At 65.1% G+C, this 26,449-nt stretch carries 25 protein-coding genes and 1 tRNA gene; 6 read left to right on the top strand and 20 right to left on the bottom strand.

What is annotated here, in order from left to right; genetic code table 11:
* Positions 1 to 10 precede the first annotated feature (10 nt).
* Positions 11 to 763 carry a bifunctional demethylmenaquinone methyltransferase/2-methoxy-6-polyprenyl-1,4-benzoquinol methylase UbiE gene (ubiE, locus tag ACFFJ7_RS08050; RefSeq protein ID WP_377591689.1) on the bottom strand — a complete coding sequence of 251 codons (753 nt, stop codon included), beginning with the start codon at positions 761 to 763 and terminating at the stop codon, positions 11 to 13.
* Positions 764 to 1,003: 240 nt separating this feature from the next.
* Between ubiE and mutM the strand changes: the two genes are divergently transcribed.
* Both mutM and ACFFJ7_RS08040 read left to right on the top strand, forming a co-directional pair.
* Complete coding sequence (mutM, locus tag ACFFJ7_RS08045; RefSeq protein WP_377591687.1) at positions 1,004 to 1,885, top strand: bifunctional DNA-formamidopyrimidine glycosylase/DNA-(apurinic or apyrimidinic site) lyase; 882 nt, start codon at positions 1,004 to 1,006, stop codon at positions 1,883 to 1,885.
* A gap of 111 nt (positions 1,886 to 1,996) precedes the next feature.
* Positions 1,997 to 2,296 (top strand): con-10 family general stress protein, encoded by a 300-nt coding sequence (locus tag ACFFJ7_RS08040; RefSeq protein ID WP_166948694.1) that lies wholly within the window; start codon positions 1,997 to 1,999, stop codon positions 2,294 to 2,296.
* A gap of 76 nt (positions 2,297 to 2,372) precedes the next feature.
* Here ACFFJ7_RS08040 and ACFFJ7_RS08035 read toward each other — a convergent pair whose 3' ends face one another.
* On the bottom strand, positions 2,373 to 3,602 hold the full coding sequence (locus tag ACFFJ7_RS08035; protein WP_166948692.1) for a sensor histidine kinase: 1,230 nt from the start codon (positions 3,600 to 3,602) through the stop codon (positions 2,373 to 2,375).
* A gap of 202 nt (positions 3,603 to 3,804) precedes the next feature.
* Positions 3,805 to 5,241: a cation diffusion facilitator family transporter gene (locus tag ACFFJ7_RS08030; protein ID WP_377591684.1), complete on the bottom strand. Its 1,437-nt coding sequence runs from the start codon at positions 5,239 to 5,241 to the stop codon at positions 3,805 to 3,807.
* Between the two features lie 175 nt (positions 5,242 to 5,416).
* On the opposite strand from ACFFJ7_RS08030, the gene ACFFJ7_RS08025 reads away from it, so the two are divergent.
* Positions 5,417 to 5,857, top strand: coding sequence for a VOC family protein (locus ACFFJ7_RS08025; protein WP_166948688.1), 441 nt, complete (start codon positions 5,417 to 5,419; stop codon positions 5,855 to 5,857).
* A 27-nt stretch (positions 5,858 to 5,884) separates the two neighbouring features.
* On the opposite strand, the gene ACFFJ7_RS08020 is transcribed toward ACFFJ7_RS08025, so the two are convergent.
* Positions 5,885 to 6,154, bottom strand: coding sequence for a hypothetical protein (locus ACFFJ7_RS08020; RefSeq protein ID WP_377591682.1), 270 nt, complete (start codon positions 6,152 to 6,154; stop codon positions 5,885 to 5,887).
* A 331-nt stretch (positions 6,155 to 6,485) separates the two neighbouring features.
* Here ACFFJ7_RS08020 and ACFFJ7_RS08015 point away from each other — a divergent pair, with 331 nt between their 5' ends.
* Entirely contained in the window at positions 6,486 to 7,550 is a 1,065-nt protein-coding gene (locus ACFFJ7_RS08015) for an aldose epimerase family protein (protein ID WP_377591680.1), read from the top strand.
* Positions 7,551 to 7,722: 172 nt separating this feature from the next.
* Positions 7,723 to 7,796: transfer RNA gene (locus tag ACFFJ7_RS08010), tRNA-Gln, on the top strand.
* A 259-nt stretch (positions 7,797 to 8,055) separates the two neighbouring features.
* Here ACFFJ7_RS08010 and ACFFJ7_RS08005 read toward each other — a convergent pair.
* The 7 genes from ACFFJ7_RS08005 to proS all read right to left on the bottom strand — a co-directional run bounded on the left by ACFFJ7_RS08005 (position 8,056) and on the right by proS (position 16,751).
* The gene (locus ACFFJ7_RS08005; protein ID WP_377591678.1) at positions 8,056 to 9,789 is read right to left on the bottom strand and encodes an ABC transporter permease; all 1,734 of its coding nucleotides are present in this window, start codon (positions 9,787 to 9,789) and stop codon (positions 8,056 to 8,058) included.
* Positions 9,790 to 9,843: 54 nt separating this feature from the next.
* On the bottom strand, positions 9,844 to 10,860 hold the full coding sequence (locus ACFFJ7_RS08000; protein WP_166948984.1) for an extracellular solute-binding protein: 1,017 nt from the start codon (positions 10,858 to 10,860) through the stop codon (positions 9,844 to 9,846).
* Positions 10,861 to 11,077: 217 nt separating this feature from the next.
* Entirely contained in the window at positions 11,078 to 12,133 is a 1,056-nt protein-coding gene (locus ACFFJ7_RS07995) for an ABC transporter ATP-binding protein (RefSeq protein ID WP_208394052.1), read from the bottom strand.
* Positions 12,130 to 13,053 carry a MurR/RpiR family transcriptional regulator gene (locus ACFFJ7_RS07990; protein ID WP_377591675.1) on the bottom strand — a complete coding sequence of 308 codons (924 nt, stop codon included), beginning with the start codon at positions 13,051 to 13,053 and terminating at the stop codon, positions 12,130 to 12,132. Before ACFFJ7_RS07990 ends, ACFFJ7_RS07995 begins: the two co-directional genes overlap by 4 nt.
* A 345-nt stretch (positions 13,054 to 13,398) precedes the next feature.
* Complete coding sequence (locus ACFFJ7_RS07985) at positions 13,399 to 14,097, bottom strand: ABC transporter ATP-binding protein (protein ID WP_377591673.1); 699 nt, start codon at positions 14,095 to 14,097, stop codon at positions 13,399 to 13,401.
* Positions 14,098 to 14,101: 4 nt separating this feature from the next.
* A complete protein-coding gene (locus tag ACFFJ7_RS07980; protein WP_166948982.1) occupies positions 14,102 to 15,385 on the bottom strand; it encodes a lipoprotein-releasing ABC transporter permease subunit in 1,284 nt (427 codons plus the stop codon).
* 43 nt (positions 15,386 to 15,428) lie between these two features.
* Complete coding sequence (gene proS, locus ACFFJ7_RS07975; protein ID WP_166948675.1) at positions 15,429 to 16,751, bottom strand: proline--tRNA ligase; 1,323 nt, start codon at positions 16,749 to 16,751, stop codon at positions 15,429 to 15,431.
* 161 nt (positions 16,752 to 16,912) lie between these two features.
* Here proS and ACFFJ7_RS07970 point away from each other — a divergent pair, with 161 nt between their 5' ends.
* Entirely contained in the window at positions 16,913 to 17,125 is a 213-nt protein-coding gene (locus ACFFJ7_RS07970) for a hypothetical protein (protein ID WP_166948673.1), read from the top strand.
* A gap of 67 nt (positions 17,126 to 17,192) precedes the next feature.
* Here the strand turns inward: ACFFJ7_RS07970 and ACFFJ7_RS07965 are convergent, their stop codons facing one another.
* The 9 genes from ACFFJ7_RS07965 to nuoI form a co-directional block, all read right to left on the bottom strand.
* The gene (locus ACFFJ7_RS07965) at positions 17,193 to 17,423 is read right to left on the bottom strand and encodes a DUF1467 family protein (protein ID WP_377591671.1); all 231 of its coding nucleotides are present in this window, start codon (positions 17,421 to 17,423) and stop codon (positions 17,193 to 17,195) included.
* A 6-nt stretch (positions 17,424 to 17,429) separates the two neighbouring features.
* Entirely contained in the window at positions 17,430 to 19,100 is a 1,671-nt protein-coding gene (locus ACFFJ7_RS07960) for a ribonuclease J (protein WP_377591669.1), read from the bottom strand.
* A gap of 6 nt (positions 19,101 to 19,106) precedes the next feature.
* Entirely contained in the window at positions 19,107 to 19,910 is an 804-nt protein-coding gene (locus ACFFJ7_RS07955) for a biotin--[acetyl-CoA-carboxylase] ligase (protein ID WP_166948668.1), read from the bottom strand.
* Positions 19,910 to 21,346 (bottom strand): NADH-quinone oxidoreductase subunit NuoN, encoded by a 1,437-nt coding sequence (nuoN, locus tag ACFFJ7_RS07950; RefSeq protein ID WP_166948667.1) that lies wholly within the window; start codon positions 21,344 to 21,346, stop codon positions 19,910 to 19,912. Before nuoN ends, ACFFJ7_RS07955 begins: the two co-directional genes overlap by 1 nt.
* Before the next feature lie 10 nt (positions 21,347 to 21,356).
* Positions 21,357 to 22,868, bottom strand: coding sequence for an NADH-quinone oxidoreductase subunit M (locus tag ACFFJ7_RS07945; RefSeq protein ID WP_377591667.1), 1,512 nt, complete (start codon positions 22,866 to 22,868; stop codon positions 21,357 to 21,359).
* Positions 22,868 to 24,880 (bottom strand): NADH-quinone oxidoreductase subunit L, encoded by a 2,013-nt coding sequence (gene nuoL, locus ACFFJ7_RS07940; protein WP_166948665.1) that lies wholly within the window; start codon positions 24,878 to 24,880, stop codon positions 22,868 to 22,870. The genes ACFFJ7_RS07945 and nuoL overlap by 1 nt, the downstream gene beginning before the upstream one ends.
* Positions 24,881 to 24,891: 11 nt before the next feature.
* Positions 24,892 to 25,200 carry an NADH-quinone oxidoreductase subunit NuoK gene (gene nuoK / locus ACFFJ7_RS07935; protein ID WP_166948664.1) on the bottom strand — a complete coding sequence of 103 codons (309 nt, stop codon included), beginning with the start codon at positions 25,198 to 25,200 and terminating at the stop codon, positions 24,892 to 24,894.
* A 15-nt stretch (positions 25,201 to 25,215) separates the two neighbouring features.
* A complete protein-coding gene (locus ACFFJ7_RS07930; protein ID WP_166948663.1) occupies positions 25,216 to 25,833 on the bottom strand; it encodes an NADH-quinone oxidoreductase subunit J in 618 nt (205 codons plus the stop codon).
* Between the two features lie 96 nt (positions 25,834 to 25,929).
* Positions 25,930 to 26,418, bottom strand: a complete 489-nt coding sequence (gene nuoI, locus ACFFJ7_RS07925) for an NADH-quinone oxidoreductase subunit NuoI (protein ID WP_166948661.1) — start codon at positions 26,416 to 26,418, stop codon at positions 25,930 to 25,932.
* Between the last annotated feature and the right edge of the window lie 31 nt (positions 26,419 to 26,449).

Raw genomic sequence — 26,449 nt, 5'->3', positions numbered from 1 at the left:
CCTTGCCGGCTCACAGTTTCCAGCCGGAATGGATGGCGACGATGCCGCCGCTCAGGGGCCGGTAGCTGACGCGGCCGAAACCCGCCTCCCGAATCATATCCGCGAATGTATCGAACAGCGGAAACTTGCGGATCGACTCCACAAGGTAGCGATAGGGCTCGCCGTCGCCCGTCACCAGCCGGCCGATGCCCGGTATGACATTGAAGGAATAGGTATCATAGACGGTGTCGAGCACCGGCACGTCGACGCGGCTGAATTCGAGGCACAGGAAGTGGCCGCCGCGTTTCAGCACGCGGTACGCCTCGCGCAGCGCCGCCGGGATGTCCGGCACGTTGCGGATGCCGAAGGCGATGGTGTAGCCGTCGTAGGCGCGGTCGGACAGCGGCAGCTTCTCGGCGTTGCCCTGCACGAAGCGCAACCGGCCGGCGTATGTCTGCCTCGCCCGCTCCCGCCCCACGCGCAGCATGTCGCCGTTGATGTCGAGGATGGTGACCTGCGTCTGCGGCCCGCCCGCTTCCAGCACGCGGAAGGCGATATCGCCCGTGCCGCCCGCGACGTCGAGATGGCTGAAGGGGCGCTCGCGCGGCGGGCGCAGCATGGATATCAGCGCGTCTTTCCACAGCCGGTGCATGCCCACCGACATCAGGTCGTTCATCAGGTCGTAACGGTCGGCGACCTTGTGGAAGACATCGTCGACCAGTCCCTGTTTCTCGGCCAGCGGCACGTCCGTGAATCCGAAATGGGTCGTCGCCTCGCTCGTCATGATACCTTCCCGCTGCATCCGCGCACCGTGCGCACGGTTTCGCGGACCATAGCGAAAGCCTCGGCCCTTCGCTATGCTCATCTCGTTTTCCGCCCGCGCCCACCGCCCGTAGCATGGCGCGGCGGACAGAAAACCGGAGCCCCCGCCGCTCCAGCTCCTTGGTTCATGCATCGTCTTTCGTGGAAAGCGGACGCCGCCTTCCGGGATCGTGCACAAGACACAGAAGGCCCCATCGCTCCCATGCCGGAACTGCCCGAAGTCGAGACCGTGCGCCGCGGCCTCGAACCCGTGATGAGCGGCGCGCGCATCGTGCGCCTGGAACAGCGCCGCGCGGACCTGCGCTTTCCGTTTCCCGAACGCTTCGCCGAGCGCCTTCAGGGCAGGCGCATCGACGCCCTGTCGCGTCGGGCCAAGTATCTCCTCGCCGATATCGAGGGCGAGCTTGCGCTCGTGATGCATCTGGGCATGAGCGGACGCTTCCTCGTCGAGACGCCGGCGGGAAACGGCGCGCCGGGCGACTTCCACTTCGCCGCGGGCGGCAATGCGACGCATGACCACGTCGTGTTCCATCTCTCGAACGGCGCGCGCGTCACCTACAACGACGTGCGGCGATTCGGCTTCATGCTGCTCGTGCCGTGGGATGAACTCGAAACGCATGCCCTGTTCCGCCATATCGGCGTCGAGCCGCTCGGCAATGCCCTCGACGCGCAGGTGCTGGCAGCGCTGTTCGCGGGGCGGCGCACGCCGCTGAAGGCCGCACTGCTGGACCAGCGTCTGATCGCGGGGCTCGGCAATATCTATGTCTGCGAGGCGCTGCACCGGGCGGGCCTCGCGCCGGACCGCCCCGCAGGCAGCATCGTCACCGCCGACGGCAAGCCCACGGAAGCTGCCCTCCGGCTGACGCTCGCCATCCGCGATGTTCTCAACGACGCCATCGCGGCCGGCGGATCGACATTGCGCGATTTCGCGCATACGGACGGCAACCTCGGCTATTTCCAGCATACGTTCCGCGTTTACGGACGCGAGGGCGAACCCTGCGTCACGCCCGGTTGCCGGGGAACCGTGAAACGCATCGTCCAATCGGGCCGCTCGACGTTTTTCTGCCCTGAATGCCAGCAATAGTGGCTGGCACAACCGTCATCGCGCGTGCCCGGCTCATTTTTCGGGAACTCCTCCGGTGGTCGCGCGTTGCCGGAAACGGGGAGCAGCAAAGATCAAGCAGATGAGGACCCGATGACCAACGCCAATACCACGACGCCTGGAAAGACGACTTCCGCGCGCGGCTTCGCCTCCATGGACCGGGAAAAGCAGCGTGCGATCGCTTCCAAAGGCGGACGGAGCGTGCCGAACGAGAAGCGCAGCTTCTCGCAGAACCGCCAACTCGCGGCGGAGGCCGGACGCAAGGGCGGACGCAGCGTGCCGGACGAAAAGCGCAGCTTCTCGCAAAATCCGACACTGGCCGCGGAAGCGGGACGCAAGGGCGGCCAAGCCCCCCATGGCGGCCGCGCCCCCGGCGAGGACGCCGCCGAGTAGGATGCACCGCCGGCCCGGCCCGAACGAAACGGATCGGGAGACAGCGACCGTCTCCCGTCTCGATCATGTCGATTTCTTAACGTGACAGCGCTTTGGCCGCCATGCGGATATCGACCCGCAGGCCTTCCGGCGGCCAGTCGAGCGCAATACTTCCGCCAAGCTGGCCGGTGACCGTGCGCCTGATGAGGCTGGAGCCGAAGCCGGTTTCCGTCGGGGCAGCCGCTACAGGAGGGCCGCCACTCTCGCGCCAGGTGAGAACGCAGCTCTCCCCTTCCCTGCGCCACATCACCGTTACCTGCCCGGTTGCCGCCGACAGCGCGCCGTACTTGGCGGCGTTGGTGGCGAGTTCGTGCAGGATGAGGCCGAGCGCCGTCAGCGCGCCCTGCCCGATGGAAAAAGTGTCGGAGGGTTCCTCCTCCGGTTCCTCCAGCACAACTCCCCGGCCGTCGCCGCAATAGGGCGCCGCGATCACCTTCACCAGCGCCCGCAACTGCGACGCGAAAGAAGCGGGCGCGCCGTCGTCGGCATGCCGCTCGACCCTGTGCACCAGCGCCTGCGCCCGCCCCAGCGCCTCCAGCCGGCCGCGAACGCTGGCCGCCATTTCCTGTGGCGACCCGGCGGTGCGCGCCGAGGCGCTCACAAGGCCACCCGCCACGGTGAGGATGTTGCTGATGCGGTGACGCATCTCGCGCGTCAGAATCTCCTGCATGGCCAGCGCTTCCTTGAGCGCGTGAGCGTCGCGGATCATCTTGATGGCGATGCCGGCGAAGCTCGCGAGTTCCGTCAGCACCTGCGCGTCGCCGCCGTCGAAGCGCCGCCGTTCGTCGTGGGAGATCACCCACAGCGCGCCCAGGGGCTCCTTGCCGCCTTTGTAGATAGGTACGAGCAGAGCCTCGTAGCTGACGATGTCGGGCATCGCATAGGAGGAGTAGAACTGCTCCGGATAGGCGATCAGCACCGGCCCGCCCTCGTCGAGACACAGGCCGCAGGGGCTCGCGCCGCGCGGCGTGGTGCGGCCGATGAACGGCGCGCAGGCGCCCTTCAGAAAATGCCAGCGGAATACATCGCCCTCCGGCGCGTCGGGCTCATGCAGGCTGATGCCTGCCGAATGCGCCTCGCTGACCTCCATGGCGACAGCGACGAGATACGGCAGAAACGCATCCGGGCGCTCCAGCATCTGCCGCGCCAGGTCCTGCAGAGCCGACGTCTCCTTGCGCGGGTCGGACCGCCGCCGCGGCCGCAGGCCAAGCTCCTGAGTGATCACCGCGCCGACACCGGACGACGGAGAGGACAGTCCGTGTGACATCTGCACCCCTTTCCCGGCAACGAACGCGGCGCTCCCGCTCCATATCCGCTGGCCCGTTTTCCGACGATGCCACTTGCCGACGATGCCCCCCGTCCACCCGCCACCGGGCGGGAATGGGCCCGCCGAACCGCTGCGCATGCAACGCCCTTGCATTCCACTCCGGGCGGGTATGCAAGTCAAGTATAGGCAGGCAGTTCCTTGCTCAGGATGTTCCGGTGCGGGCGAGCCTCCTGTCGGCCTGTTCCGGCTCCGCGTGGCCCACGACGCGCGCCACCTCCGGCAGCTCCTGCCTCAGCAGCCGCTCCAGAATGTCGACCTGCGCGTGGACGGCGGCGATGTCGAGCGCCGGCGGCGCGCAGCAATGATAATTCACCACCAGCCCGCAGGGCGTTTCGCGCACGCGCACATGATGGATATCGTGAATGGAATCGGTGGCGGCAGCGCTGGCCCGCAGGATATCGGCGATCCGCGCGACGACGGCGGGCGGCGCGTCCTGCCCGTCCAGCGGGTCGCTCTCCAGCGGCTCGATATGGGTCTCGACCTCGGTTTCGGCGCCGAATTCCTCGCGCAGCGCGTTCTCAAGCCGGGTCGCCGCCGCGTGGGCTTCGCCGAGCGATGTCCGGCCGTCGATCTCAAGATCGAGGCTGATCGACAGCCTGCCGCTGACGTTCTGCACCGTCACATGATGCACGGGCGCGCGGTTTCTGTGCGCGATCAGGTTGACGCGCTCCTGTACCGTCTCGGAGCCGAGCTGGACGGGGTTCGCCGTCACGGTGAACTCCGCGCGCTCCAGTTCGGCGGCGAGCGCCTGCGTCACCCGCTCGCGGATGGCCTTCACGCGCTCCAGAGGCAGCGTGCGCGACACGTCGACCGCCACCTCGCCCAGCACACCGGAGCCGGCCGGGCGCACGCGCACCTGCGCCACGGCGACGACGCCCGGCACCGTCTGCACGATCTCGCGCACGCGCTCCGCCATGCCGGGGGGCGCCGTATCCAGCAGATTGGCGATGGTGCGGCGCGCCAGCCCGAAACCGGCGATGGCGATATACGCGGAAACGCCGATGGCGATCAGCGCATCCGCCGCCTGATAGCCGATCGCCGCCAGGCCCAGCGCGATCAGCACGAAGATGGAATTCACGAGGTCAGACGAGAAGTGCAGCGCATCCGCCTCCAGCGCCTCGCTGCCCGTCTCGCGCGCCACGCGCTTCAGCATCCACCAGCGCCACCCGTCGACGAGAATGGCACCGATGAGGATGAACGCCGCCATCCAGTTCGGCTCCACCGCGTCGGAACCGCTCGACAGGCGCCGCACGCCCTCCACCGCGACAACACCCGACAGCAGGAACAGGAATGCCGTCTCGGCGAGTGCCGACATCGACTCGAACTTGCCGTGGCCGAAGTGGTGCTTGTCGTCGGCAGGCTTGTGCGCCTCCCTCACGGCGAGCCACGTCAACGTCGTGGCGCCGACGTCGAGCAGGCTGTTGGCCGCGTCCGACAGCAGCGCCAGCGACCCGGTGGAGAAGCCGCCGATCGCCTTGGCAATGGTCAGTAGCGCGCTGACGAATATTGAAACCAGCGCGACACGTTCCTTGCGTCGGTTAGCGTCATCTACAGCATGGCCGTCATTCGCAGCATGCATCGATCATCTCCATCCTGCATTTGACATCGTGGATCGAAACCTGTTGGCTCATTGCCGCCGTTGCAGCATCGCGCGGGCGGAAAGCCGCAGGCCCGCGCGTAACATTGCCCGGGTGCAGGTCGCTCTATCAACGGCGGCGAGTCAAGTGGCGATAACACAGGAGAGGGATGCGCTCATGCGCTACGTTCACACCATGGTCCGGGTGCGCGATCTCGACGCCGCGCTCGATTTCTACGTCAACAAGTTTGGCCTCGTGGAAACACGCCGTACGCAGAACGAGGCCGGCCGCTACACGCTGGTGTTCCTCGCCGCGCCGGCCGATCTCGAAACCGCGCGCGAGTGGGGCGCGCCGGAGATCGAGCTGACCTGGAACTGGGACCCGGAGGAATACACGGGCGGCAGGAACTTCGGTCACCTCGCCTATCGCGTCGACGACATCTATGCGTTCTGCGACAGGCTCGCGAAGGCCGGCGTCGTCATCAACCGCCCCCCGCGCGACGGCCGCATGGCCTTCATCCGCTCTCCCGAAGGCATCTCCATCGAGATCCTGCAGGAGGGTCAGCCCCTGCCGCCGCAGGAGCCGTGGACGAGCCTGCCCAATATCGGCACCTGGTAAGCGTGCAGGGAGCAGATTCGTTTGACCTCAATCAATGGCGAACGGATCGGTATCCGGTGTGATGAGAGGTCCCGACCGGGACTGGGTGTATTCCACGGGCGCCCGTTCCGGCGGGGGTTTGCCGATGCCTCCCCGCGTGCTTCTCACTGGCCGCTGGGCGGCACAGGCGGCAAGAGCCACCACGAGAACCCCGATGACAAGCGCCGACAGAAATCTCCCCGGGCCCTTGCGCCTTCCCTCCGGCGGCATCGCCGTTTCCGTGCCGGTGCGCCCGTGCCCCTTGCTTGCCTGCCTCATAGATGCGTTCCTCCTGCAATGACTGGATTTTCTTCCAGTAGAAGTGAAACTCCACCCCCTGCCCGGTGTAACGCCGCGATTCCCTTCCTCATGCGTGATGCCGCAGCGTGGATACCATTGAACAGACGAATCATCCATAGAGCATCAAACCGGCAAAGGAATGCCGTTTTTCCGGATAAATCCGGTGCATCAACAAGGAGATAAAGCGGCGACGCCGCTGCTCCGGACGACCGGAGACGCGGCGGAACCCGTTTTCACCATCCGGCTCACAACAAGCACAACACTTCGGGCCGCGCGGGTGCGCGGCCGCAGACAATAACAGGGAGAAACGATGACCACAGGCGCGTTCGGGGAAATCGAGGGGCGGCGTGTCGACGAGATCGGCATCCGCGCGCCCGGGTCCGGCATCGAGGCAAAGGTCATCACCTGGGGTGCGGTCGTCCGCGACCTCAAGGTGCACCTCGGCGACGGGCACTGGCAGCGCGTCGTGCTAGGGCTGAACACGATCAGGGACTACGTCGCCCATTCCCCGCATATGGGCGCCATCGCCGGGCGCGTCGCCAACCGGATCGCCGGCGGGCGCTTCACCCTTGACGGCCGGACCTACGACCTCACGCGCAATCAGGCGGGACAGCATACGCTGCACGGCGGTGACGGCTTCGGCAACAAGCTGTGGACACTGGCGGACCACGATGAATCGGGCGTGACGCTGACGCTCGACTCCCCGGACGGCGACAACGGGTTTCCCGGCGCCGTGCGCGCCGTCTGCACCTATCGCCTGCGCGATCCCGGCATTTTGCGCGTGGAGCTTTCAGCCACCACGGACCGGCCGACGCCCGTCAACCTCGCCCACCATTCCTATTTCAACCTCGATGGCGGCGCGTCGATCTTCAATCACCGCCTGAGTATAGACGCCGACTTCTTCACGCCGACGGACGCCGATCTCATCCCCACGGGCGAGATTCTCCCCGTCAACGGCACGCCAAACGACTTCCGCGCCAACCGCAGCATCCGCTTTCCGGATGCGCTTACCGGCGCGCCCGTCCACTACGACATCAACTTCGTGCTGCGGCGCGACAGGGTGGAGCCCGCCGACCCGGACGCAACGGCAGGCAAAGCCCCCGAACTCGCGCATGCCGCGGTGCTGTCGTCGCTCGTCAACAACCTGTGGCTCGACGTGTGGACCACCGAACCTGGCCTGCAGGTCTATGACGGCGGCAAGCTGAACGTGCCGGTGCCCGGCCTAGACGGTGTCCACTACGGCCCCGGCGCCGGCATCTGCCTTGAGGCGCAGAACTTCCCCGACGCCATCAACCGGCCGAATTTTCCCGACCCGGTGCTGCGCCCCGGCGACATATACCGCCAGGTCACCGAATACCGCTTCACGCGCAAATGACGACCAGCGGCACGGCATCCTGCCGGTGGATAATTTTCGCGGACCCGCTTGACGGACGATGCGGGCGCGTCTAAGTAATTCGCCATCGGGCGACACATTCAGCGCCGCTCGATGGGACCTCGTTCCCGGACACTCCGCTCGGAAGTGTCTCTACAATAGAGCGATCCCTTGCTGGGGAATAGTTTAACGGTAGAACTGCGGACTCTGACTCCGTCAGTCCTGGTTCGAATCCAGGTTCCCCAGCCAATTCTCGCTAAACTCTCTCAAAACCTTGTTTTTTGACTGCTCGCCACGCGGGTGGTTACTGTCGACGTCACGCTTGAACGGCAGACGAAGGGTTACCTCACGCGCTCCGGGAAGGCGGGCTCCGGCATCACTTGATTCGCGAGGGCTATAGCAACGCCTGGCGCCCGGCCGCAACTCCCTGCGCAACGGTCAGGCTGAACGCGGGATGGCCCTTGCCGCACGACAGGTTCTCGACGACCGGGGATGCCGCCGCAGGTGATCATTCCCCGGCATTCGAGACCTCCCTGCCGGCGGCGGCCTGTCCACGGTCGCCGACAGTCTCCGGCCGGTCGCCCCGCCCGACGCGAGAGAGCACGGCGACGGGCAATATGCCGATCACGACGATCAGCAGCGCGGCGATCGACGCTTCCTCATAGGTGCCCCGCGCCGCCTCGCCGTAAAGATGCGTTGCCAGCGTCTCGAAATTCAGCGGGCGCAGCAGCAGCGTTGCCGGCAGTTCCTTCATGCAGTCTACAAAAGCCAGCAGCCCCGCGGAAACGAGCGCCGGCTTCGATAGCGGCAGATGCACCTTGCGGAATACGCCGGACGACGTCTGGCCCAACATGCGGGCGGCGTGGTCCAGAGACGGCGAGATGCGGCTGAAGCCGGCCTCGATACCGCCCGTCGCGATGGCCATGAAACGGGCGCTGTAGGCCAGAACGATCGCCGTGCCGGAACCGAGCAGCAGGAGGCCGATCGACACCCCGAAAATTCGCTCCGCGCCGGTCGCAAGCATGCGGTCGAGCGCGCCAATCGGCATGAGAAGGCCAAGCGCGAGGACGGTTCCCGGAATGGCGTAGCCGAGCGTGGATATCCGCGCCGCCGTCGCAGTCGCGCGCCCCGGATAGGTGCGCGCCGCGTAAGCGACGACGAGGCCGCAGAGCAGCACGATGGCTGTCGCCGCCGTGGCGACAGTGACAGTGTTGACCACCTCTCCCAGCAACCGTTCCGAAAGCCCCGCGAAGCGGTAGCGCTTGTAGGCCTCCACACCCAGATAGACCGCGGGCACGACAAAGCCGAGTGCAACAGGCACGATGCAGACGGCGAACGCACCCGCCGCCCGATATCCGGTCAACCGGAAAGTGCCCATTGCGCGCGGCCGCTGGGCCGCCGCCGTATAGCGCTGGTTGCGGCGCGCATGGCGCTCGATGAGCACGAGCCCCACAACCAGGAAGAGCATCGCAAGGGAGATCTGCGCGGCGCCCGGCATGTCGGAGCGGCTGATCCAGGTGGTATAGACCGAGACGGTCAGTGTCTTGACGCCGAGGAACTCGGAAGCACCGATGTCGTTCAACGTTTCCATCAGCGCCAGGCTGACGCCGACGGCGATGGCGGGGCGTGCAAGCGGCAAGGCCACCCGCCAGAATACATCGCGGCGGCGGCTGCCGAGCGTGCGCGACACTTCGACCAGGCTGGCCGCCTGCGTCAGGAACATCGAGCGCGTGGTCAGATAGACATAGGGATAGAGCACGAGGCCCAGAAGCAGAATGCAGCCCCCCATCGACCTGATGTCGGGAAGGCGGAACTCGCGAGGGCTGGAGTAGCCGAGCAGATAGCGCAATACGCCCTGCACGGAGCCGACCGGATGCATGATGTCGAGATAGGCGTAGGCGATGATGTAGGTGGGCACCGCCAGCGGCAGCAGCAGGCCCCATTCGAGAAACCGCCGGCCGGGAAAATCGTAGGCTGTCACGATCCATGCGGTGGTCGTGCCGATCAGCGTGGTCAGCACGCCCACGCCGACCAGCAGGACCAGCGTGTCACGGAGCGCCGCCGGCAGCACATACCGGATCATATGTGGCCACAGCCCTACGCTGCCCTCGAATGCAGTCAGGGTCAGCGCGGCAACCGGAAGGCAGACGAAAGCGGCAATGGCGAAGGCCGGAAGGCGCCATCTCAGCCCGAGAAGACGCCGCGAAACAGTTCTCATGGGATTGGAAATCGTCGCGGACATGATCGGCAGGGACGGCTGCCGGCCTTAAAGGCCGGCAGACGCAACAAGCGTGGGTCAGTTGTCGAAGCCGACTTTTTCAGCGAGTTCGCTGGCCTTCTTGCGGAAGCTCACGCCCTTGGCGAGGTCGACCGTGTCGGGCTTCAGCACGCCATATTCGGCGATCAGCGGGGAAACCGTCGCCTTGGCGTTGACGGGATATTCGAAGTTCGCCTCGGCGTAGATCTTCTGCGCCTCATCGGACACGAGATATTCCAGCAGCTTCACGGCTTCGGCCTTGTTCGGCGCATGGCGCGCGACAGCGGCGCCCGTGATGTTCACCTGCGTCCCGCCAGCTTCGAAGACGGGCAGAACCATCTTGATCGCCTTCGCCCATTGCTCCTGCTCGGGCCCGCCCTTGCCGCTGCGCATCAGGCCGACGTAGTACGAATTGGCCACGCCGATGTCGCACAGCCCGCCCATGATGTCGCGCGCGACTTCCCGGTCGCCGCCGCCGGCCTTCCGGGCGAGGTTCGCCTTCAAGCCCGTGAGCCACTTCTCGGCCGCCTCCTCGCCATGGTGGGCGATGTAGGAGCCGACCAGCGCGACGTTGTAGGGATGCTGCCCGGAGCGGATACAGATCTTGCCCTTCCAGGCCGGATCAGCGAGCTGCTCGTAGGTGATTTCCTTAAGGTCCAGATCCTTTGCCGCATAGAGCGCACGGGCGCGCAGCGACAGCGCGAACCAGTTGCCGTTCGCATCGCGCAGCGAAGCAGGAATGCTGCCGGTCAGCACGTCCGACTGGACGCTCTGCGTCAGCCCCTTTTCCACGAGATCGACAAGATTGCCCGCGTCAACCGTCATGAGCAGATCCGCCGGCGACTTGTCGCCTTCCGACGCGACACGCTCGGCAAGGCCATCCTTCAGGAAGATCGTATTGACCTTGATGTCCGTCGATTTGGTGAACGCATCGAGCAGCGGCTGGATCAGGCCCGGCTCACGGGTCGTGTAGAGGTTGAGTTCCGCAGCCATGGCCCCGGACGTGCCGGCGACGACCGCTAAAAGCGAACCCGCCAGCATGTTTCTCAGTGTCATATGCGTCTTCATGCTTGACTCCATCTCTGTGCGCGTTTATGTAGAATTGTTATGATTACAATCTAGGTCAATTGACCCGATTGAAGGCTGGAGAAACAGCATAAAGCTGTAGCAGTAAAGTGCTACTTCGCCTAACGCATCGCCTGCGTTGAATCAGTCCTTCGGATTGCAGTCAGGTTATTGTGCCGATAAGAGATTTTCGGCCCGCTACGGCGATTCAGAAAACAAGAACCTGTTCGGGTGATACGGAAACATGCGCCGTATCGCCCTTGCGCAAGCGGCTGCGGTCTGTGGAACGAATTCTCAGGGGCTCGGCCAACGCTGCTACGGCGATGTGCATTTGCTCGATTTCGCCGATCAGCGCGCAATCCACGACCGTGCACTCCACCCCGTGGCCGTCGCCGTTCACGCGCAGGCACTGTGGGCGGATGTAGACGGTCGCCTGCGCGCCGTCGGCAAAGCCGGGAGCCGCAAACCTGCCGAGAGGCGTTTCCGCATATCCGCTCCGGCACGCAGTCCGCACCTTGTTGAACGAGCAGAAGAATTCCGCGGCATAGGGGCACGACGGGCGTTCGTAGAGTTCCGCGCCCGCGCCGGACTGGATAATCCTGCCCCCCCGCATGAGGACGACCATGTCCCCCGCGGAAAGCGCCTCTTCCGGATCGTGCGTGACCATGATGACGGTGGTGCCCAGCTCCTGCAGAAGTTCGATGGTCTCCGTCCGGATGTCGTTGCGCAATTCCCGGTCGAGGTTGGAGAACGGCTCGTCCATCAGCATGATTTCCGGTTGTGGCGCGAGGGCGCGGGCAAGCGCCACCCTCTGCTGCTCTCCGCCGGACAGCATGTGCGGGAAACGTGTCGCGAGGCGGTTCAAACCCAGCCGGCCGATGATTTCATCGCATCGCTCACGCGCCGCGCGCCGGCCGACCCGCTTCAGGCCGAACAGGATGTTATCCGTGACATTCAGGTGTGGAAACAGCGCATAGTCCTGAAACATGAACCCGATGTTGCGATCTTCGGGCTCCACGTGGCCTGCGGGACCGGAAATCTCCCTGCCGTCGAGCAGCACACGGCCCCCATCCGGCCAGTCTATCCCGGCGATAATGCGCAACAGGGATGATTTGCCGCAACCCGAGTGCCCGACGAGGCAGACGACGGCGCCACGTTCAACCGCGAGGGAAACGCCGTCGAGCGCCTGCACATTCCCGAAGCGGCGCGATATTCCTTCAAGTTCGAGATGACGATCGCTTATCGTCTGCCGGGTGTTCATCATTTTTCGTCCGGAAGTTTTCCTGGGTGGGTCGATAGTTTTCGGGAGCGTGTGGCCTTGCGCAGGCGCTCAAGCTCCCCCAGCGTGGACACGGCTTTTTGCGAGTCCGATGTTGCCAGACCGAGCAGGAGCATTTCCAGACACAAAACGGTCACGCCGTGCAGCGCCATTCGCTCGCTCCGCCCACGCGGAACCGCCAGCACAACGTCGGCCCGCCGGGCGAGTTCCGTGTCCTCCGAGTCGGAGACGAGAACCACGCGCATCCGCAGCCGACGCGCCTCGGCGAGCGCGACTTCGGCTTCGGGATAAGGCTTGCCGTAGGCCAGCATCAGCAGGGCATCGCCGTGCGCGAGGTCGAGAAGCTGGTCGGCAAGCTCCGCCCCCGTCCGGTCGAGCACGGCCTGCTTCTTCCCCTTTCGCCGCAACCGCGCCGCGAAATAGGCAGCGATATGGGCCGTCGGCCCGATACCGAAGAGCACAATGCGTTCCGCCGTATGCAGGATGTCCAATGCTGCCAGCACATTCCCGCGAAACGCGGGCTTGCCCAGGGCATCCAGCCCCGTGGCGAAGACTTCGAGAACCGTATCCAGCGCGGCCTCGACACTTTCCGACGCCTCGGCCAGCGTGCGCCGCAGATTGTCCACGGGCGCGTTGCGCTTGCCATAAGATGCGGCGATCTCGCTCCTCAGATCGTGCAGCCCGTCGAAGCCCAAGGCCTGGACGGCACGGATCACAGTCGCGTCCGACGTTCCGATCTCCCGCGCGAGATCGACGGCGGAGGAGGTCAGCACCGTCAGCCGATTGGCGTCGATAAAGGCCGCGACCCGTTTGAAGGACGGTGAAAGCTCCTCACAACGGCGCGCGAAGCGATCGCTGAACACATCGCGCTTTTTACCCCGTGCCCCACTGTGACCTGCAGACATCTGCGTCCTTATGCGGTGACCGTTCTTTCCGTAGTGCCTGTTACATTCATCCTGTCGGAAAGTAAATGCTACGCGATCCCATATGGAAGATTGAAGGAGGGGACTCCGCAGTCCTCTCCCGCCATCTGCCGCAGGTGCTCATCGGCGGCTCCGCCAGCCAGGATCGGCTGAGTCATGGGCGTGATCCCCACGCTCCGGTGCACCTTACACTTGCGCTGCCTCGACGGGCACACTCCGCACGGCATCATCCGGCGTTTCAATCAGGCAGCTTATATCGCAACTGATGCAGTGACCACGGACATGCTGCCGACGCCCGCCATATCTGTGAAGTCGCCAGCGCTTCGTCTATATCGGCACGGCGAGGCCGTCGCGGATGGTGATCCGGCGGTCCATGCGGGCAGCGAGGTCGAGGTTGTGGGTGGCGATCAGCGCGCCGAGCCGCGAGGCGCGCACCAGCGCCACCAGCGTCGCGAAGACATGGTCGGCGGTCTTGGGGTCGAGGTTGCCGGTCGGCTCGTCCGCCAGCAACAGCCGTGGCGCGTTGGCCACGGCACGGGCGATCGCCACGCGCTGCTGCTCGCCGCCGGACAGCTCCGCCGGGCGGTGATCGAGACGCTCCGCAAGCCCGAGAAACGATAGCAATTCCGCCGCCCGCTGTTTGGCCATACGGCTGTCGAGGCCGCGGATGAGCTGCGGCAGGCAGACGTTCTCGATGGCGGAGAATTCGGGCAGCAGATGGTGGAACTGGTAGACGAAGCCTATCTCCAGCCGCCGCAGGCGCGTGCGCCCCGCGTCGTCGAGCCCGACCGTGGGCTGGGCGCCGATATAGACCTCGCCCCCGTCAGGCCGCTCCAGCAAGCCGGCACAATGCAGCAGCGTCGATTTTCCGGAGCCCGACGGCGCCACCAGCGCCACGATCTCGCCGGGCCACACGGCGACATCGATGCCACGCAGAATCTCCAGCATGCCCTGCCCTTGCCGGTAATGGCGCCGCACCTGCGACAGGAACAGGGCGGGCGTCGGCGGCACGTTCGTCTGGCTCATGTTGTCAACCGTAACGCAGGGCTTCAACGGGATCGAGGCGCGCCGCCCGCCAGCTCGGATAGAGCGTTGCCAGCAGCGACAGCACGATCGCGGTGAACACCACGGTCGCCACCTCGCCGGGCTCGATGACCGCCGGCAGGCGGCTCAGGAAGTAGATTTCGGCGGAAAACAGGTCGGTGCCGGTCAGCGACGACAGGAACGAGCGGATCGTTTCCACGTTCAGCGTGATCACGAGCCCCAGCAGGAAGCCCGCCACCGTGCCGGAAATGCCGATGGAGGCGCCGGTGATCAGGAACACCCGCATGATGGCGCCGCGCGTTGCGCCCATGGTACGCAGGATGGCGATGTCCGCGCTCTTGTCCTTCACCAGCATGATCAGGCCGGATACAATGTTGAGCGCCGCAACGAGCACGATCAGCAGCAGGATCAGGAACATCACGTTGCGCTCAACCTCCAGCGCGGAAAAGAACGTGCGGTTGCGCTGGCGCCAGTCCGTCATCATGATCTGCCGCCCGGCCACCTGGTCGATCACCGCTCGCGCCTCGTCCACCCGATCGGCGTCCTTCAGGTACACCTCGATGACACTTACGTCGCCGTCGCGGTTGAAGTAATTCTGCGCTTCTTCAAGCGGCATGTAGACGAAGGCGGCGTCGAATTCCGACATGCCGATTTCGAAGATGGCGACGATGGGATACGACTTGATGCGCGGCGCGGTGCCGAAGGGCGTCGCCGCACCCTTCGGCGAGACGACGGTCAGCGTGTCGCCCGCCCGCAGGCTCAACTGCTCGGCGAGGCGCCGGCCGATCGCCACCCCTCCCTTCTCGTCGAAGCCCGCGAGCGTACCCTCGCGGATGGTGTCGGCGACGAATGGGGTCGCGGCGAGGTCCTGCTCGCGCACGCCGCGCACCAGCACGCCGCCCGCGTTATAGGGTGAGGAGGCGAGCGCCTGCCCCTCGACCATCGGCACGGCGCGCACGACGCCCGGCGCCGCCGCGACGCGCTGCGACACCTCCGCATAGTCGCGCAGCGGCGAATCGATGGGGGTGATGAAGATATGGCCGTTGACGCCGATGATCTTGTTCAGCAGTTCCGCCCGGAAGCCGTTCATCACCGACATGACGACGATCAGCGTCGCCACGCCGAGCATGACCCCCGCAAAGGAAAAGCCGGCGATGATGGAGATGAACCCCTCGCGCCGACGCGCCCGCAGGTAGCGCCACGCCAGCAGCCACTCGAAGGGCGCGAAGGGCTTCGTCGCGCCGGGATCGTTTGAATAGCCCTTCGCCATCGTCGTCACGTCCTCCGCCGCGCCCGCCCGTACCCTGCCGTGCTCACGAAGCGATTCGCTCCACGGCATCCTCGACGGAGAGCAACTCGCGCTCGCCCGTCGCGCGGCGCTTGACCTCGACCTTGCCCTCGGCCAGCGACTTCGGCCCGACCAGCACCTGCCACGGCGAACCGATCAGGTCTGCAGTGGCGAACTTCGCCCCCGGGCGCTCGTCCCGGTCGTCGTAGAGCACGTCGAAGCCCCGTGTCGCGAGCGCCTTCTCCAGCCGCAGCGAGGCGGCATCCGTCGCCTGATCGCCCACCTTCAGGTTGAGCAGGCTGACATGGAACGGCGCGACAGCATCCGGCCATACGATCCCGGCATCATCGTGGCTCGCCTCGACGATCGCCGCGACGAGGCGCGAGGGGCCGATGCCGTAGGAGCCCATGTGCAGCGTATGCTCCTGCCCGTCCGGCCCCGTCACCGTCGCCTTCAACGGCGCGGAATACTTGGTGCCGAAATAGAAGATGTGCCCCACCTCAATGCCGCGCGCCGACACCTGCTTGCCGGTCGAAATGGCGTCGAACGTCGCCGGATCGTGCTTTTCGGACGTCGCCGCATAAAGCGCCGTCCAACGGTCGAAAAGGGCTTGCAGACCCTCCGCGTTGTCGAAGTCGGTATCGGCGGGCGGCACGGAAAAGTCGAGGAAATCCCGGTGGCAGAACACCTCGCTCTCGCCGGTCGAGGCGAGAATGATGAACTCGTGGCTGAGATCGCCGCCGATCGGCCCGGTGTCGGCCTGCATCGGAATGGCCTTGAGCCCCATCCGCGCGAAAGTGCGCAGGTAGGCGACGAACATCTTATTGTACGAGTGGCGGGCGCCGGCCGCGTCGATATCGAAAGAATAGGCGTCCTTCATCAGGAACTCGCGCGAGCGCATGGTGCCGAAGCGCGGCCTGATCTCGTCGCGGAACTTCCACTGAATGTGATAGAGGTTGAGCGGCAGGTCCTTGTACGAGCGGACGAAGGAGCGCACGATATCCGTGACCATCTCCTCGTTGGTGGGGCCGTAGAGCATCTCGCGGTCGTGGCGGTCGCGGATGCGCAGCATCTCCTTGCCATAGGCGTCGTAGCGACCCGATTCGCGCCACAGATCGGCCGACTGGATCGTCGGCATCAGGATTTCCTGCGCCCCCGCCCTCTCCTGCTCCTCACGGATGATCGCCGTGATCTTCTTCAGTACCCGCAGCCCGAGCGGCAGCCACGCATAGATGCCCGCCGACTGCTGCCGGATCATCCCGGCGCGAAGCATCAACCGGTGCGAGACGATCTCCGCTTCCTTGGGGGTTTCGCGGAGGTTGGGGAGGAAATAACGGCTGAGGCGCATGGGAACCCTGAATGGCAAGACGGACGCGATGGAATCGGATGATAACCCTTCATAGGGGAATAGCATCTGTCGCGCATCCTGCACACCGGTTTCCACCGCCCGCGCCCATTCCGCGGAGCGAGCGCGGCGGCTGCGCGCATGTCAGATTCAGGAAAAGCAAGATGATGACAATCTACGACGAATGTCGTATGAATGGCGCCGGCTGGCGATCGGATATCCGCGAAGGCGGCGCCGATGCAGCGGTCCAAGTCTCGGGAGGAAGTCAGTCGGGCGCGGCCAATGCCACAAAACAAGGTGGCCATATGCGTTGCGGCGGGTTGAGAATTTGGCTTTCACTTTCCAAGCAAGGCTCCGGCCTTGCTTTTTTCTTATAGCAGCTTCCATCTGGCACCGCTCACCGAAACCGCCCCCGCTCGCGCGACACTTGCGCGCAACCCTCCGTCACAACGTGACAGTGCGGATCAGCATCTGGATGAAGGCGAAGATCACCGCGGCGACGACCGTCGTGATCAGCGCCTTGCGCCACATCTTGGGGCGCTGCGGCGCGCCGGGCTCCGTGCCCGGCACCACCTCGTCCTCCCACTGGCTGCGCACGCCCAGCGGCAGAATGGCGAACAGCGTGATCCACCAGATGATAAAGTAGAGGGCGAGCATGCCCACGACGCTGTCCATGGCCGCCTACACGGTCAGGACATGCACGTGGCAGGTCGGCTTCTTGCCCCACTTGCGCTGGACCTCGGCACGCACCGCCCGCTCCACGGCGTTGACAACGGTATCGGGATCGCGCCGGCGCGCGCGCGGCAGCGATTCCAGCAGTTCGACGACGGTCTCGCCGATGATCTCGTCGAAGATCTCGCCATCGGCCGTCACCGGGGGCAGTCCGGACGTACCGACGGACACGTCGCCCGCCAGTTCGCCCTTGTCGGTGAGGGCGACGGCGATCGAGATCACACCGGCGAAGCCCAGCCTGCGCCGCTCCGGAACGGTGCGCTCGGCCGCATTGACGAGCAGATCGCCGTCCTGATACACGCGCCCGGTCGGCACCTCGTCGACGACGCCGGCAGCGCCCGGCGCGAAGCGCACCAACTCGCCGTCCTCGGCGCTTAGGATCACCTCGACACCCTGCTTGCGGGCGAAATCGCGATGCCCCGCGAGATGCATCGGCTCACCGTGGACAGGGAGCACGATCTTCGGCCGCACCCAGCGGTACATCTGCTCCAGTTCGCCCCGGCGCGGATGGCCGGACACATGTACGAGCGCCTCGCGATCGGTGATCACCTCGACACCGCGGCGCACCAGATTGTTGACGATCCCGTCGATGGATTTCTCGTTGCCCGGAATGGCGCGCGAGGAAAAGATCACCCTGTCGCCGGCCGCGAGCGAGATATCGGGATGGCTGTCGGTCGCGACCCGCGCCATCGCCGCGCGCGGCTCGCCCTGGCTACCGGTGAGCAGCGCCACCACCTTGTCGCGTGGCAGCTGGCTGTACGTTTCAGGCGTGCGAAACGGCGGCAGCCCATCGAGGTAGCCGAGCTCGCCGGCCACGCCACTCACGCGGTCCATGGCACGCCCGACGACGACGATCTCGCGCCCCGCCTTTGCCGCCGCCTCGGCCACGGCGCGGATGCGCGCCACGTTCGAGGCGAAGGTCGTCACCGCGACTCGCGCCGGCGCCTTCGCAATCAATTCGGCCAGCGAAGCGGCGACGTCGGACTCGCTGGGGCTCGCCCCGTCGCGCAGCGCGTTGGTGGAATCGCACACCATCGCCAGCACGCCCTCGTCGCCGATCTGCGCCAGGCGCGCGCCATCCGTCGGCACGCCGACGAAGGGCGTCGGGTCGATCTTCCAGTCGCCCGTGTGGAGCACCGTGCCAAGCGGCGTGCGAATCGCCAGCGCATTGGCCTCGGGAATCGAATGCGCCACCGGGATGAACTCGATGTCGAACGGTGGCAGCGATATCCGCCCGCCCTGCTTCACCGTATGTAGCGGAATTTTCGGCGCGCCGGGCTCCGACAGGCGGCGCGTTTCCAGAAGGCCCGCCGCGAATGGCGTGCAGTAGACGGGCGCATTGAGCTGCGGCCACAGCTTCGCCAGCGCGCCGATGTGGTCCTCATGCGCATGGGTGATGATGATGCCGAGGAGATCGCGGCGCTCCTCCGCAATGAAGCGGATGTCGGGGAACACCAGATCGACGCCTGGCGCTTCCTCCCCCGCGAAGCTGATGCCGCAGTCGACCATGACCCACTTGCGCCGGTCCTCGGGACCGAAACCGTAGAGGCCGAGATTCCTGCCGATCTCGCCAAGCCCCCCGAGGGCCACGAAAACCAGACCATCCGTGCGAGGCGCCATCCGCTGTCAATCCTTCCGTACCGTCGCAGCGGTGCCGAAGTGGACCTCACCGGCGGCAATCGCCAGGCTGCGTCCATCCGCCCGCTGCATTATCAGACGACCCGCGTCGTCTATCGTTTCAAACACGCCCCCGAGCACGCCCTCCGGCGTCTGCACGCTGACCGGCGCGCCCAGTCCCGACGCACGTTCGAGCCACAGATCGCGAATGACCGCCACGCCGCGCCCCTCGTCCCAAAGCCCTACACATCGCAGCCACTCGTCCGCAAGCGCGGAAAACAGCTGTTGCGCCGACATCGCCCCGCCCATCGACAGCAGCGACGTCGCCGGATAAGGCAACCCCTCCGGCGCCGCCACGACGTTGACGCCGATGCCGACCACCACGATTCGCCGCCCCGCGTCGAGCGGCTCGCTCTCCAGCAGGATGCCGGCAAGCTTCGACCCGTCAGCCAGGATGTCGTTGGGCCATTTCAGGCTGACGCGATGCCGCAGGAACGGCGCGACACGCACGATCGCCCGCTCCAGTGCAACGCCTGCCACGAAACCGAGCGTCGCCGCAAGCGCAACCGAAGCATTGGTGGTGAGCAGCAGGCTCGCGGCCAGGTTGCCCTTCGGCGAACTCCAGGCCCGGTTCCGCCGCCCGCGACCGCCCAGCTGATGATCGGTCACAACCCACAGCGGACCCGGATCGCCGGCGCGGCCACTCTCCATGGCCTCCGTGCTGGTCGAGCCGTTCAACACGTCAAAAGCCGCCAGTCTCACACCGGCGGCCTCAACCTCAGACGATAGAGAGAATCGATTGTCCGGGAGCATCAGAACAACGATTTCGCAGCCACAGCCGCGGCGCCCACCAGCGGCGCGGGCAACACCCAGAACAGCAGCACGACCACGCTCGATGCGCCCAGCACCAGCTTCAGCACCGGCGTCATCGGCTCATAGGGCGCCTTCGGCTCGTCGAAGTAGATGATCTTGACGACGCGCAGATAATAGAACGCTCCCACCACGCTCGTCAGCACGCCGATGATCGCCAGCGTGTAGAGCCCCGCCTCGATCGCCGCACCGAACACATAGAGCTTGCCGAAGAACCCGGCCCACGGCGGAATACCGGCGAAGGAGAAGAAGATCATCGCGAAGAAAAACGCGAGCGCCGGCTGCGAGCGGGACAGGCCGGCGAGATCGTCGATCCGGTCCACATAGACGTTGCCGTTGCGCAGCGCCAGAATACCGGCAAAGGCGCCGAGTGTCGTGGCGAGATAGATCGCCGTGTAGATCAGCACCGCCTCGACGCCCTGGGGAGTACCCGCCGCCAGTCCGACCAGCGCGTAACCCATGTGGCCGATGGAGGAATAGGCCATCAGCCGCTTGATGCTGCGCTGGCCGATCGCCGCGAACGAGCCCAGCGCCATCGATGCCAGTGCCACGAACACGATGATCTGCTGCCACTGATCGACGATCGCCGGGAACACCCCCATCAGCACGCGCACGATGAGCGCCATCGCCGCCATCTTGGGAGCCGCCGCCAGGAAGGCCGTGACGGGCGTCGGCGCGCCCTCGTACACGTCCGGCGTCCACATATGGAACGGAACCGCCGAAATCTTGAACGCCAGACCCGCGATGATGAACACCAGCCCGAAGATGAACAGCACGCCATGCCCACCGGCCAGCGCCGCGGCGATATCGGAGAAGACGATGCTGCCCGTCAGCCCGTACACCAGCGAAGAGCCGTAGAGCAGCATTCCCGACGACAGGGCGCCCAGCACGAAATACTTCAGCCCGGCTTCGGTGGAGCGCGCGTTGTCGCGGTCGAAGGCGGCGATGACGTAGATCGCAAGGCTCTGCAGCTCCAGTCCGACATAGAGAATCAGCAGGCTGTCGGCCGAAATCATCAGCAGCATGCCAAGTGTCGACAGCAGCACCAGCACCGGGAACTCGAACTTGTCGAGCCGTTCCCGCACGAAGAACTCGCGCGACATCGCGATAGCCGCCGCCGAGCCGATCAGCGCCAGCAGCTTCCAGAACCGGGCGAAACCGTCGAGAACGAACGAGCCGTTGAACGCCACGATCTTCTCCGGCCCCTGGAAGGCCACAGCAATCCCCGCCAGCACCAGCAGGACGAGCGCGAGCGCGTTGACGAGGCCGCTCGCACGGTCGCCCCTGACCGCGCCGATCAGCAACAGCGCCAACGAGCCTACGGCGAGCAGCAGTTCCGGCAGCACCACGCCAATCGCCGGGAGAGTCACGGATGTCATCGCTCTGGCCTCATTGCACGGTAACGGCTGCGGTCTTGACGAGCGCAAGCGCCGCTTCGGTAGATTTTAACAGATGCTCCGTCGCCGGAGCGAACACGTTCAGAATGTCATCGGGCCGCACGCCGTACCAGATGATGAGCAGGATCAGCGGCACGACGGACGCAATCTCACGCCGATCGAGATCAAGGATCGACTTGAGGCTTTCCTTCTCCAGCGGCCCGAAGATCACGCGCCGGTAGAGCCAAAGCGCATAGGGCGCGGACAGGATGAGGCCCGTCGCGGCGAAGAACGCAACCCAGGGATTGGCGCGGAAGGCGCCGGCGAGCGTCATGAACTCCCCGATGAAGCCGGACGTGCCCGGCAGGCCGATGTTCGCCATCGTGAAGATCATGAATGCCACCGCGTAGTGGGGCATGCGGTGCACCAACCCGCCATAGGCCGCGATCTCGCGCGTGTGCATGCGGTCGTAAATGATGCCCACGGCAAAGAACAGCGCCCCCGACACAAGGCCGTGCGAGATCATCTGGAACATCGCGCCCTGAATGCCCTGCTGGGTGAGCGTGAACAGCCCCATGGTGACGAAGCCCATGTGCGCGATGGACGAATACGCGATAAGCTTCTTGATGTCCTGCTGCGCCAGCGCCACCAGCGAGGTGTAGATAATCGCCACCACCGACAGCGCGAAGACTAGCGGCTGAAAGTAGACCGAGGCATCCGGGAACATGGGGATCGAGAAGCGGATGAAACCGTAACCGCCCATCTTCAGCATGATACCGGCCAGGATGACCGAGCCCGCCGTCGGCGCCTCGACGTGCGCATCTGGCAGCCAGGTATGCACCGGCCACATCGGCATCTTGACCGCGAACGAGGCGAAGAACGCAAGCCACAGCCAGATCTGCAGGTTCGGGTCGAATTTGAACGCCAGCAGTGTCGGAATATCGGTCGTCCCCGCCTGCCAATACATGGCAAGGATGGCGAGGAACATCAGCAGCGAGCCGAGCAGCGTGTAGAGGAAGAACTTGAAGCTGGCGTAGATGCGCCGCTTGCCGCCCCAGATGCCGATGATAAGGAACATCGGGATGAGGCCGGCCTCGAAGAACACGTAGAACAGCACCAGATCGAGCGCCACAAACACGCCGAGCAGCGTCGTTTCCAGCACGAGGAACGCCACGTAGTAGGCACGCACGCGCGAGGTGATCGAGTTCCACGACGCCGCGATGCAAAACGGCATCAGGAAGGTGGTCAGCAGCACCAGCGGAAACGAGAACCCGTCCACGCCGAGCTTGAAGGTCACGCTTTCGGCGAGCCACGGATGCGTCTCGACAAGCTGGAAGGCTGGATCGGCTGCATCGAACCGACCCCACGCGACGAGCGAGACGACGAAGGTGATGATCGTCGTCGCCAGCGCGATGGAGCGCGCGTTCGATTGCACGGCCGCGTCGTCGCCGCGCAGTGTCAGGATGACCGCCGCGCCGACCAGTGGCAGCAGCAGCAGGCCCGAAAGGATGCCAAGGCCAAACATCAGATCGCGCCCCCGAAAATGTACCAGGTGACAAAGGCCGCGACGCCGACAAGCATCGCGAATGCGTAGTGGTAGACGTAGCCCGATTGCAGCTTGACGACACGCCCCGTCACATCGAGCACCCGCGCCGAGACGCCGTCAGGCCCGAAGCCGTCGATCAGCCAGCCGTCGCCCCGCTTCCACAGGAAGTTGCCGAGCCGTTTGGCCGCGCGCACGAACAGGAAGTCGTACAGCTCGTCGATGTACCACTTGTTGAGCAGGAAGCGGTAAAGCAGCGGATTGGCGGACGCGAGCTGCTGCGGCTTCGCCGGATCCAGCACATAGAACCACAACGCGATCAGGAAGCCGGCGACCATCATCACGAACGGCGCAAGCTTCACCCACAGCGGCACCTCATGCATCTCGTGCAGGATGTGGTTGTGTTCACCCGTGAAGATCGCGCCCTTCCAGAAGGCGTCATACCCCTCGCCGATGAACGCGCCCGAGAACACGAGGCCCGCGAACAGCGCGCCCAGCGACAGCACCACCAGCGGCCCGCGCATCACCCAGGGACTTTCGTGCGGTGTATGATCGTGGCCGTGATGTTCGTCATGCGCGTGGTCATCATGCGCGTGATCGGCATGAGCATGACTGGCATGAGCATGCCCCTCTTCGGCATCGCTCCCCCAACGCGGCTTGCCCTCGAAGGTGAGGAAGTAGAGCCGCCAGGAGTAGAACGACGTCATCAGCGCCGCGAGCACCGTCGCGATAAAGGCGAAGGTCGCGCCCGGTGCGTGCGAGGCGTAGGCCGATTCGATGATCGCGTCCTTGGAGTAGAAGCCCGCCGTGAAGGGAAAGCCCGTCAGCGCCAGCGTGCCGACGGTCATGGCCGCGGCCGTGAAGGGAATGTACTTCCGCAGGCCGCCCATCTTGCGCATGTCCTGCTCATGGTGCATCGCGTGGATCACCGAGCCGGCGCCGAGGAACAGCAGCGCCTTGAAGAAGGCGTGCGTGAACAGGTGGAACACGCCCGCACCGTAGGCGCCGACCCCGAGCGCCACGAACATGTAACCGAGCTGCGAGCAGGTCGAATAGGCGATCACGCGCTTGATGTCGTTCTGGACGAGACCGACGGTTGCCGCGAAGAAGGCCGTCACCGCGCCCACAACGATCACTACCGACGAGGCGTCCGGCGCGTATTCAAACACCGGCGACATGCGCGCGACCATGAACACGCCCGCCGTCACCATGGTGGCGGCGTGGATGAGAGCGGAGACCGGTGTCGGGCCCTCCATGGCGTCCGGCAGCCAGGTGTGCAGCAGGAACTGCGCCGACTTGCCCATCGCACCCACGAAGAGCAGCAGCGACACCAGCGTGAGCGCATGCCATTCGAAGCCGATGAAGTGGAACGTCGCGTCCTTCAGTTCACCCGTGCGCGAGAAGATGTCGCTGAAGGCGACCGAATCGAACAGCACGAAGGTCAGCAGCAGACCGAGCATGAAGCCGAAGTCACCGACGCGGTTGACGATGAAGGCCTTCATCGCTGCCGCGCAGGCCGACGGCTTTTCGTACCAGAAGCCGATCAGCAGGTAGCTCGCGAGGCCCACGCCTTCCCAACCGAAGAACATCTGCACCAGATTGTCCGCCGTCACCAGCATCAGCATGGCAAAGGTGAACAACGACAGATAGGCGAAGAAGCGCGGCCGCGACGGATCCTCGTGCATATAGCCGATGGAGTAGAGGTGCACCAGCGCCGACACGGTATTGACGACGACCAGCATCACCACGGTCAGCGTATCGATGCGGAACGCCCAGTCGACGACGAGCGAACCCGACGTGATCCAGCGCGCCACCGGCACGGTGAACGTTTCCGTGCCGAACCCCACGGAGATGAACGCTACCCACGACAAGAGCGCGGATACGAACAGCAGGGACGTGGTGACGATCTCGCTGGCGCGCGCGCCGAGAAACCGGCCGAACAGGCCCGCGACAAGGAAGCCGACAAGCGGCAGAAAGACGATTGCCTGGTACATTCGGCCTGCCCTCAGCCCTTCATCAAGTTGATATCCTCAACCGCGATGGTGCCGCGGTTGCGGAAGTAGACCACCAGAATGGCAAGCCCGATCGCCGTCTCCGCCGCCGCCACGGTCAGCACGAGAAGCGCGAAGATCTGCCCCGCGATGGTGTTGGTGAATATCGAGAATGCGACGAGGTTGATGTTCACCGCCAGCAAGATCAGCTCGATCGACATCAGGATGACGATCACGTTCTTGCGGTTGATGAAGATGCCGAACACACCGAGCGTGAACAACACCGCCGCCACCGTGAGGTAATGAACGAGCCCGATTTCCATTTTCCCTCGCCCTCCTCAGACACCCTGCCTCGACGGCACTTTCTTCAACTCGATGACGGTCTTGTGCGAGCGTGCCACCTGCTCGGCGATATCCTGGCGCTTCACGTTCGGCTTGTGGCGCAGCGTCAGCACGATCGCGCCCACCATTGCCACCAGCAGCACGAAGCCCGCCGCCTGAAAGGCGAACAGATACTGCGTATAGAGCACCTGCCCGATGGCCTGCGTGTTCGTCACCCCCGCGGCCGGCGCATCGGCGACGGCGCCCGCCGCCACCTGCAGGCTCGCCGGATCGGCGAACAGCGTGCCCACGACCATGACGAGTTCGATGAGGAACACGATCGCCACCAGCGCACCGACAGGCAGGTATTGCAGGAAGCCCGCCTTCAACTCGGCGAAGTCCACGTCGATCATCATCACGACGAACAGGAACAACACCGCCACCGCGCCGACATAGACGACAACGAGCATCATCGCCAGAAACTCGGCGCCGATCAGGACGAAGAGGCCCGCCGCGTTGAAGAACGCGAGGATCAGGAACAGCACCGACGTCACCGGGTTACGCCCGGCGATCACCATGAACGCCGACGCGATGCAGATACCCGCAAACAGATAAAAGAAGGCCGCTGCAGCCATGCCCGGATCCCGCCTTTGTGGCCCTGTCAGCAAACTTCCGCATGATGACACAGCCGATTGATATCAAACGATAAACCCGGCGAACCGGGTTCAAATTCAGCGATAGGGCGCGTCCGCCGCGATGTTGCGGGCTATTTCCCGCTCCCAGCGCGCGCCGTTGGCCAGAAGCCGCTCCTTGTCGTAATAGAGTTCCTCGCGGGTCTCCGTCGCGAACTCGAAGTTCGGCCCCTCGACGATGGCATCGACAGGGCAGGCTTCCTGACAGAAGCCGCAGTAGATGCACTTCACCATGTCGATATCGTAACGGGTGGTGCGGCGCGTGCCGTCGTTGCGGCGCGGCCCCGCCTCGATGGTGATGGCCTGCGCCGGGCAGATCGCCTCGCACAGCTTGCACGCGATGCAGCGCTCCTCCCCGTTCGGATAGCGGCGCAGCGCATGCTCGCCGCGAAACCGCGGACTGATCTGCCCCTTCTCGTAGGGGTAGTTCAACGTCGCCTTCGGCTTGAAGAAATAGCGCATCGACAGCAGAAATGCCGACACGAACTCCTTCAACAACAGCGCCCTCGCAGCCTGATCGAGCCTCATCGCCCGCCTCGCTCTTTTAATACCGCGCACC

Source organism: Pseudochelatococcus lubricantis, assembly GCF_042432495.1.
GTDB classification, from domain to species: domain Bacteria; phylum Pseudomonadota; class Alphaproteobacteria; order Rhizobiales; family Beijerinckiaceae; genus Pseudochelatococcus; species Pseudochelatococcus lubricantis.
This window is presented reverse-complemented; position numbering and strand designations above follow the sequence as displayed.

Coding starts and splice junctions, on each gene's coding strand:
- ubiE (WP_377591689.1), bottom strand. CDS start 763: ATGACGAGCGAGGCGACGACCCATTTCGGATTCACGGACGTGCCGCTG.
- ACFFJ7_RS07985 (WP_377591673.1), bottom strand. CDS start 14,097: ATGAGCCAGACGAACGTGCCGCCGACGCCCGCCCTGTTCCTGTCGCAG.
- ACFFJ7_RS07980 (WP_166948982.1), bottom strand. CDS start 15,385: ATGGCGAAGGGCTATTCAAACGATCCCGGCGCGACGAAGCCCTTCGCG.
- ACFFJ7_RS08040 (WP_166948694.1), top strand. CDS start 1,997: ATGACCAACGCCAATACCACGACGCCTGGAAAGACGACTTCCGCGCGC.
- nuoK (WP_166948664.1), bottom strand. CDS start 25,200: ATGGAAATCGGGCTCGTTCATTACCTCACGGTGGCGGCGGTGTTGTTC.
- proS (WP_166948675.1), bottom strand. CDS start 16,751: ATGCGCCTCAGCCGTTATTTCCTCCCCAACCTCCGCGAAACCCCCAAG.
- ACFFJ7_RS08020 (WP_377591682.1), bottom strand. CDS start 6,154: ATGAGGCAGGCAAGCAAGGGGCACGGGCGCACCGGCACGGAAACGGCG.
- ACFFJ7_RS08000 (WP_166948984.1), bottom strand. CDS start 10,860: ATGACACTGAGAAACATGCTGGCGGGTTCGCTTTTAGCGGTCGTCGCC.
- ACFFJ7_RS08015 (WP_377591680.1), top strand. CDS start 6,486: ATGACCACAGGCGCGTTCGGGGAAATCGAGGGGCGGCGTGTCGACGAG.
- mutM (WP_377591687.1), top strand. CDS start 1,004: ATGCCGGAACTGCCCGAAGTCGAGACCGTGCGCCGCGGCCTCGAACCC.
- ACFFJ7_RS07945 (WP_377591667.1), bottom strand. CDS start 22,868: ATGTTTGGCCTTGGCATCCTTTCGGGCCTGCTGCTGCTGCCACTGGTC.
- ACFFJ7_RS07955 (WP_166948668.1), bottom strand. CDS start 19,910: ATGCTCCCGGACAATCGATTCTCTCTATCGTCTGAGGTTGAGGCCGCC.
- ACFFJ7_RS07990 (WP_377591675.1), bottom strand. CDS start 13,053: ATGTCTGCAGGTCACAGTGGGGCACGGGGTAAAAAGCGCGATGTGTTC.
- nuoI (WP_166948661.1), bottom strand. CDS start 26,418: ATGAGGCTCGATCAGGCTGCGAGGGCGCTGTTGTTGAAGGAGTTCGTG.
- ACFFJ7_RS07965 (WP_377591671.1), bottom strand. CDS start 17,423: ATGGACAGCGTCGTGGGCATGCTCGCCCTCTACTTTATCATCTGGTGG.
- ACFFJ7_RS07930 (WP_166948663.1), bottom strand. CDS start 25,833: ATGGCTGCAGCGGCCTTCTTTTATCTGTTTGCGGGTATCTGCATCGCG.
- ACFFJ7_RS08025 (WP_166948688.1), top strand. CDS start 5,417: ATGCGCTACGTTCACACCATGGTCCGGGTGCGCGATCTCGACGCCGCG.
- ACFFJ7_RS07960 (WP_377591669.1), bottom strand. CDS start 19,100: ATGGCGCCTCGCACGGATGGTCTGGTTTTCGTGGCCCTCGGGGGGCTT.
- ACFFJ7_RS08005 (WP_377591678.1), bottom strand. CDS start 9,789: ATGTCCGCGACGATTTCCAATCCCATGAGAACTGTTTCGCGGCGTCTT.
- ACFFJ7_RS07970 (WP_166948673.1), top strand. CDS start 16,913: ATGATGACAATCTACGACGAATGTCGTATGAATGGCGCCGGCTGGCGA.
- ACFFJ7_RS08030 (WP_377591684.1), bottom strand. CDS start 5,241: ATGCATGCTGCGAATGACGGCCATGCTGTAGATGACGCTAACCGACGC.
- ACFFJ7_RS08035 (WP_166948692.1), bottom strand. CDS start 3,602: ATGTCACACGGACTGTCCTCTCCGTCGTCCGGTGTCGGCGCGGTGATC.
- ACFFJ7_RS07995 (WP_208394052.1), bottom strand. CDS start 12,133: ATGATGAACACCCGGCAGACGATAAGCGATCGTCATCTCGAACTTGAA.
- nuoN (WP_166948667.1), bottom strand. CDS start 21,346: ATGACATCCGTGACTCTCCCGGCGATTGGCGTGGTGCTGCCGGAACTG.
- nuoL (WP_166948665.1), bottom strand. CDS start 24,880: ATGTACCAGGCAATCGTCTTTCTGCCGCTTGTCGGCTTCCTTGTCGCG.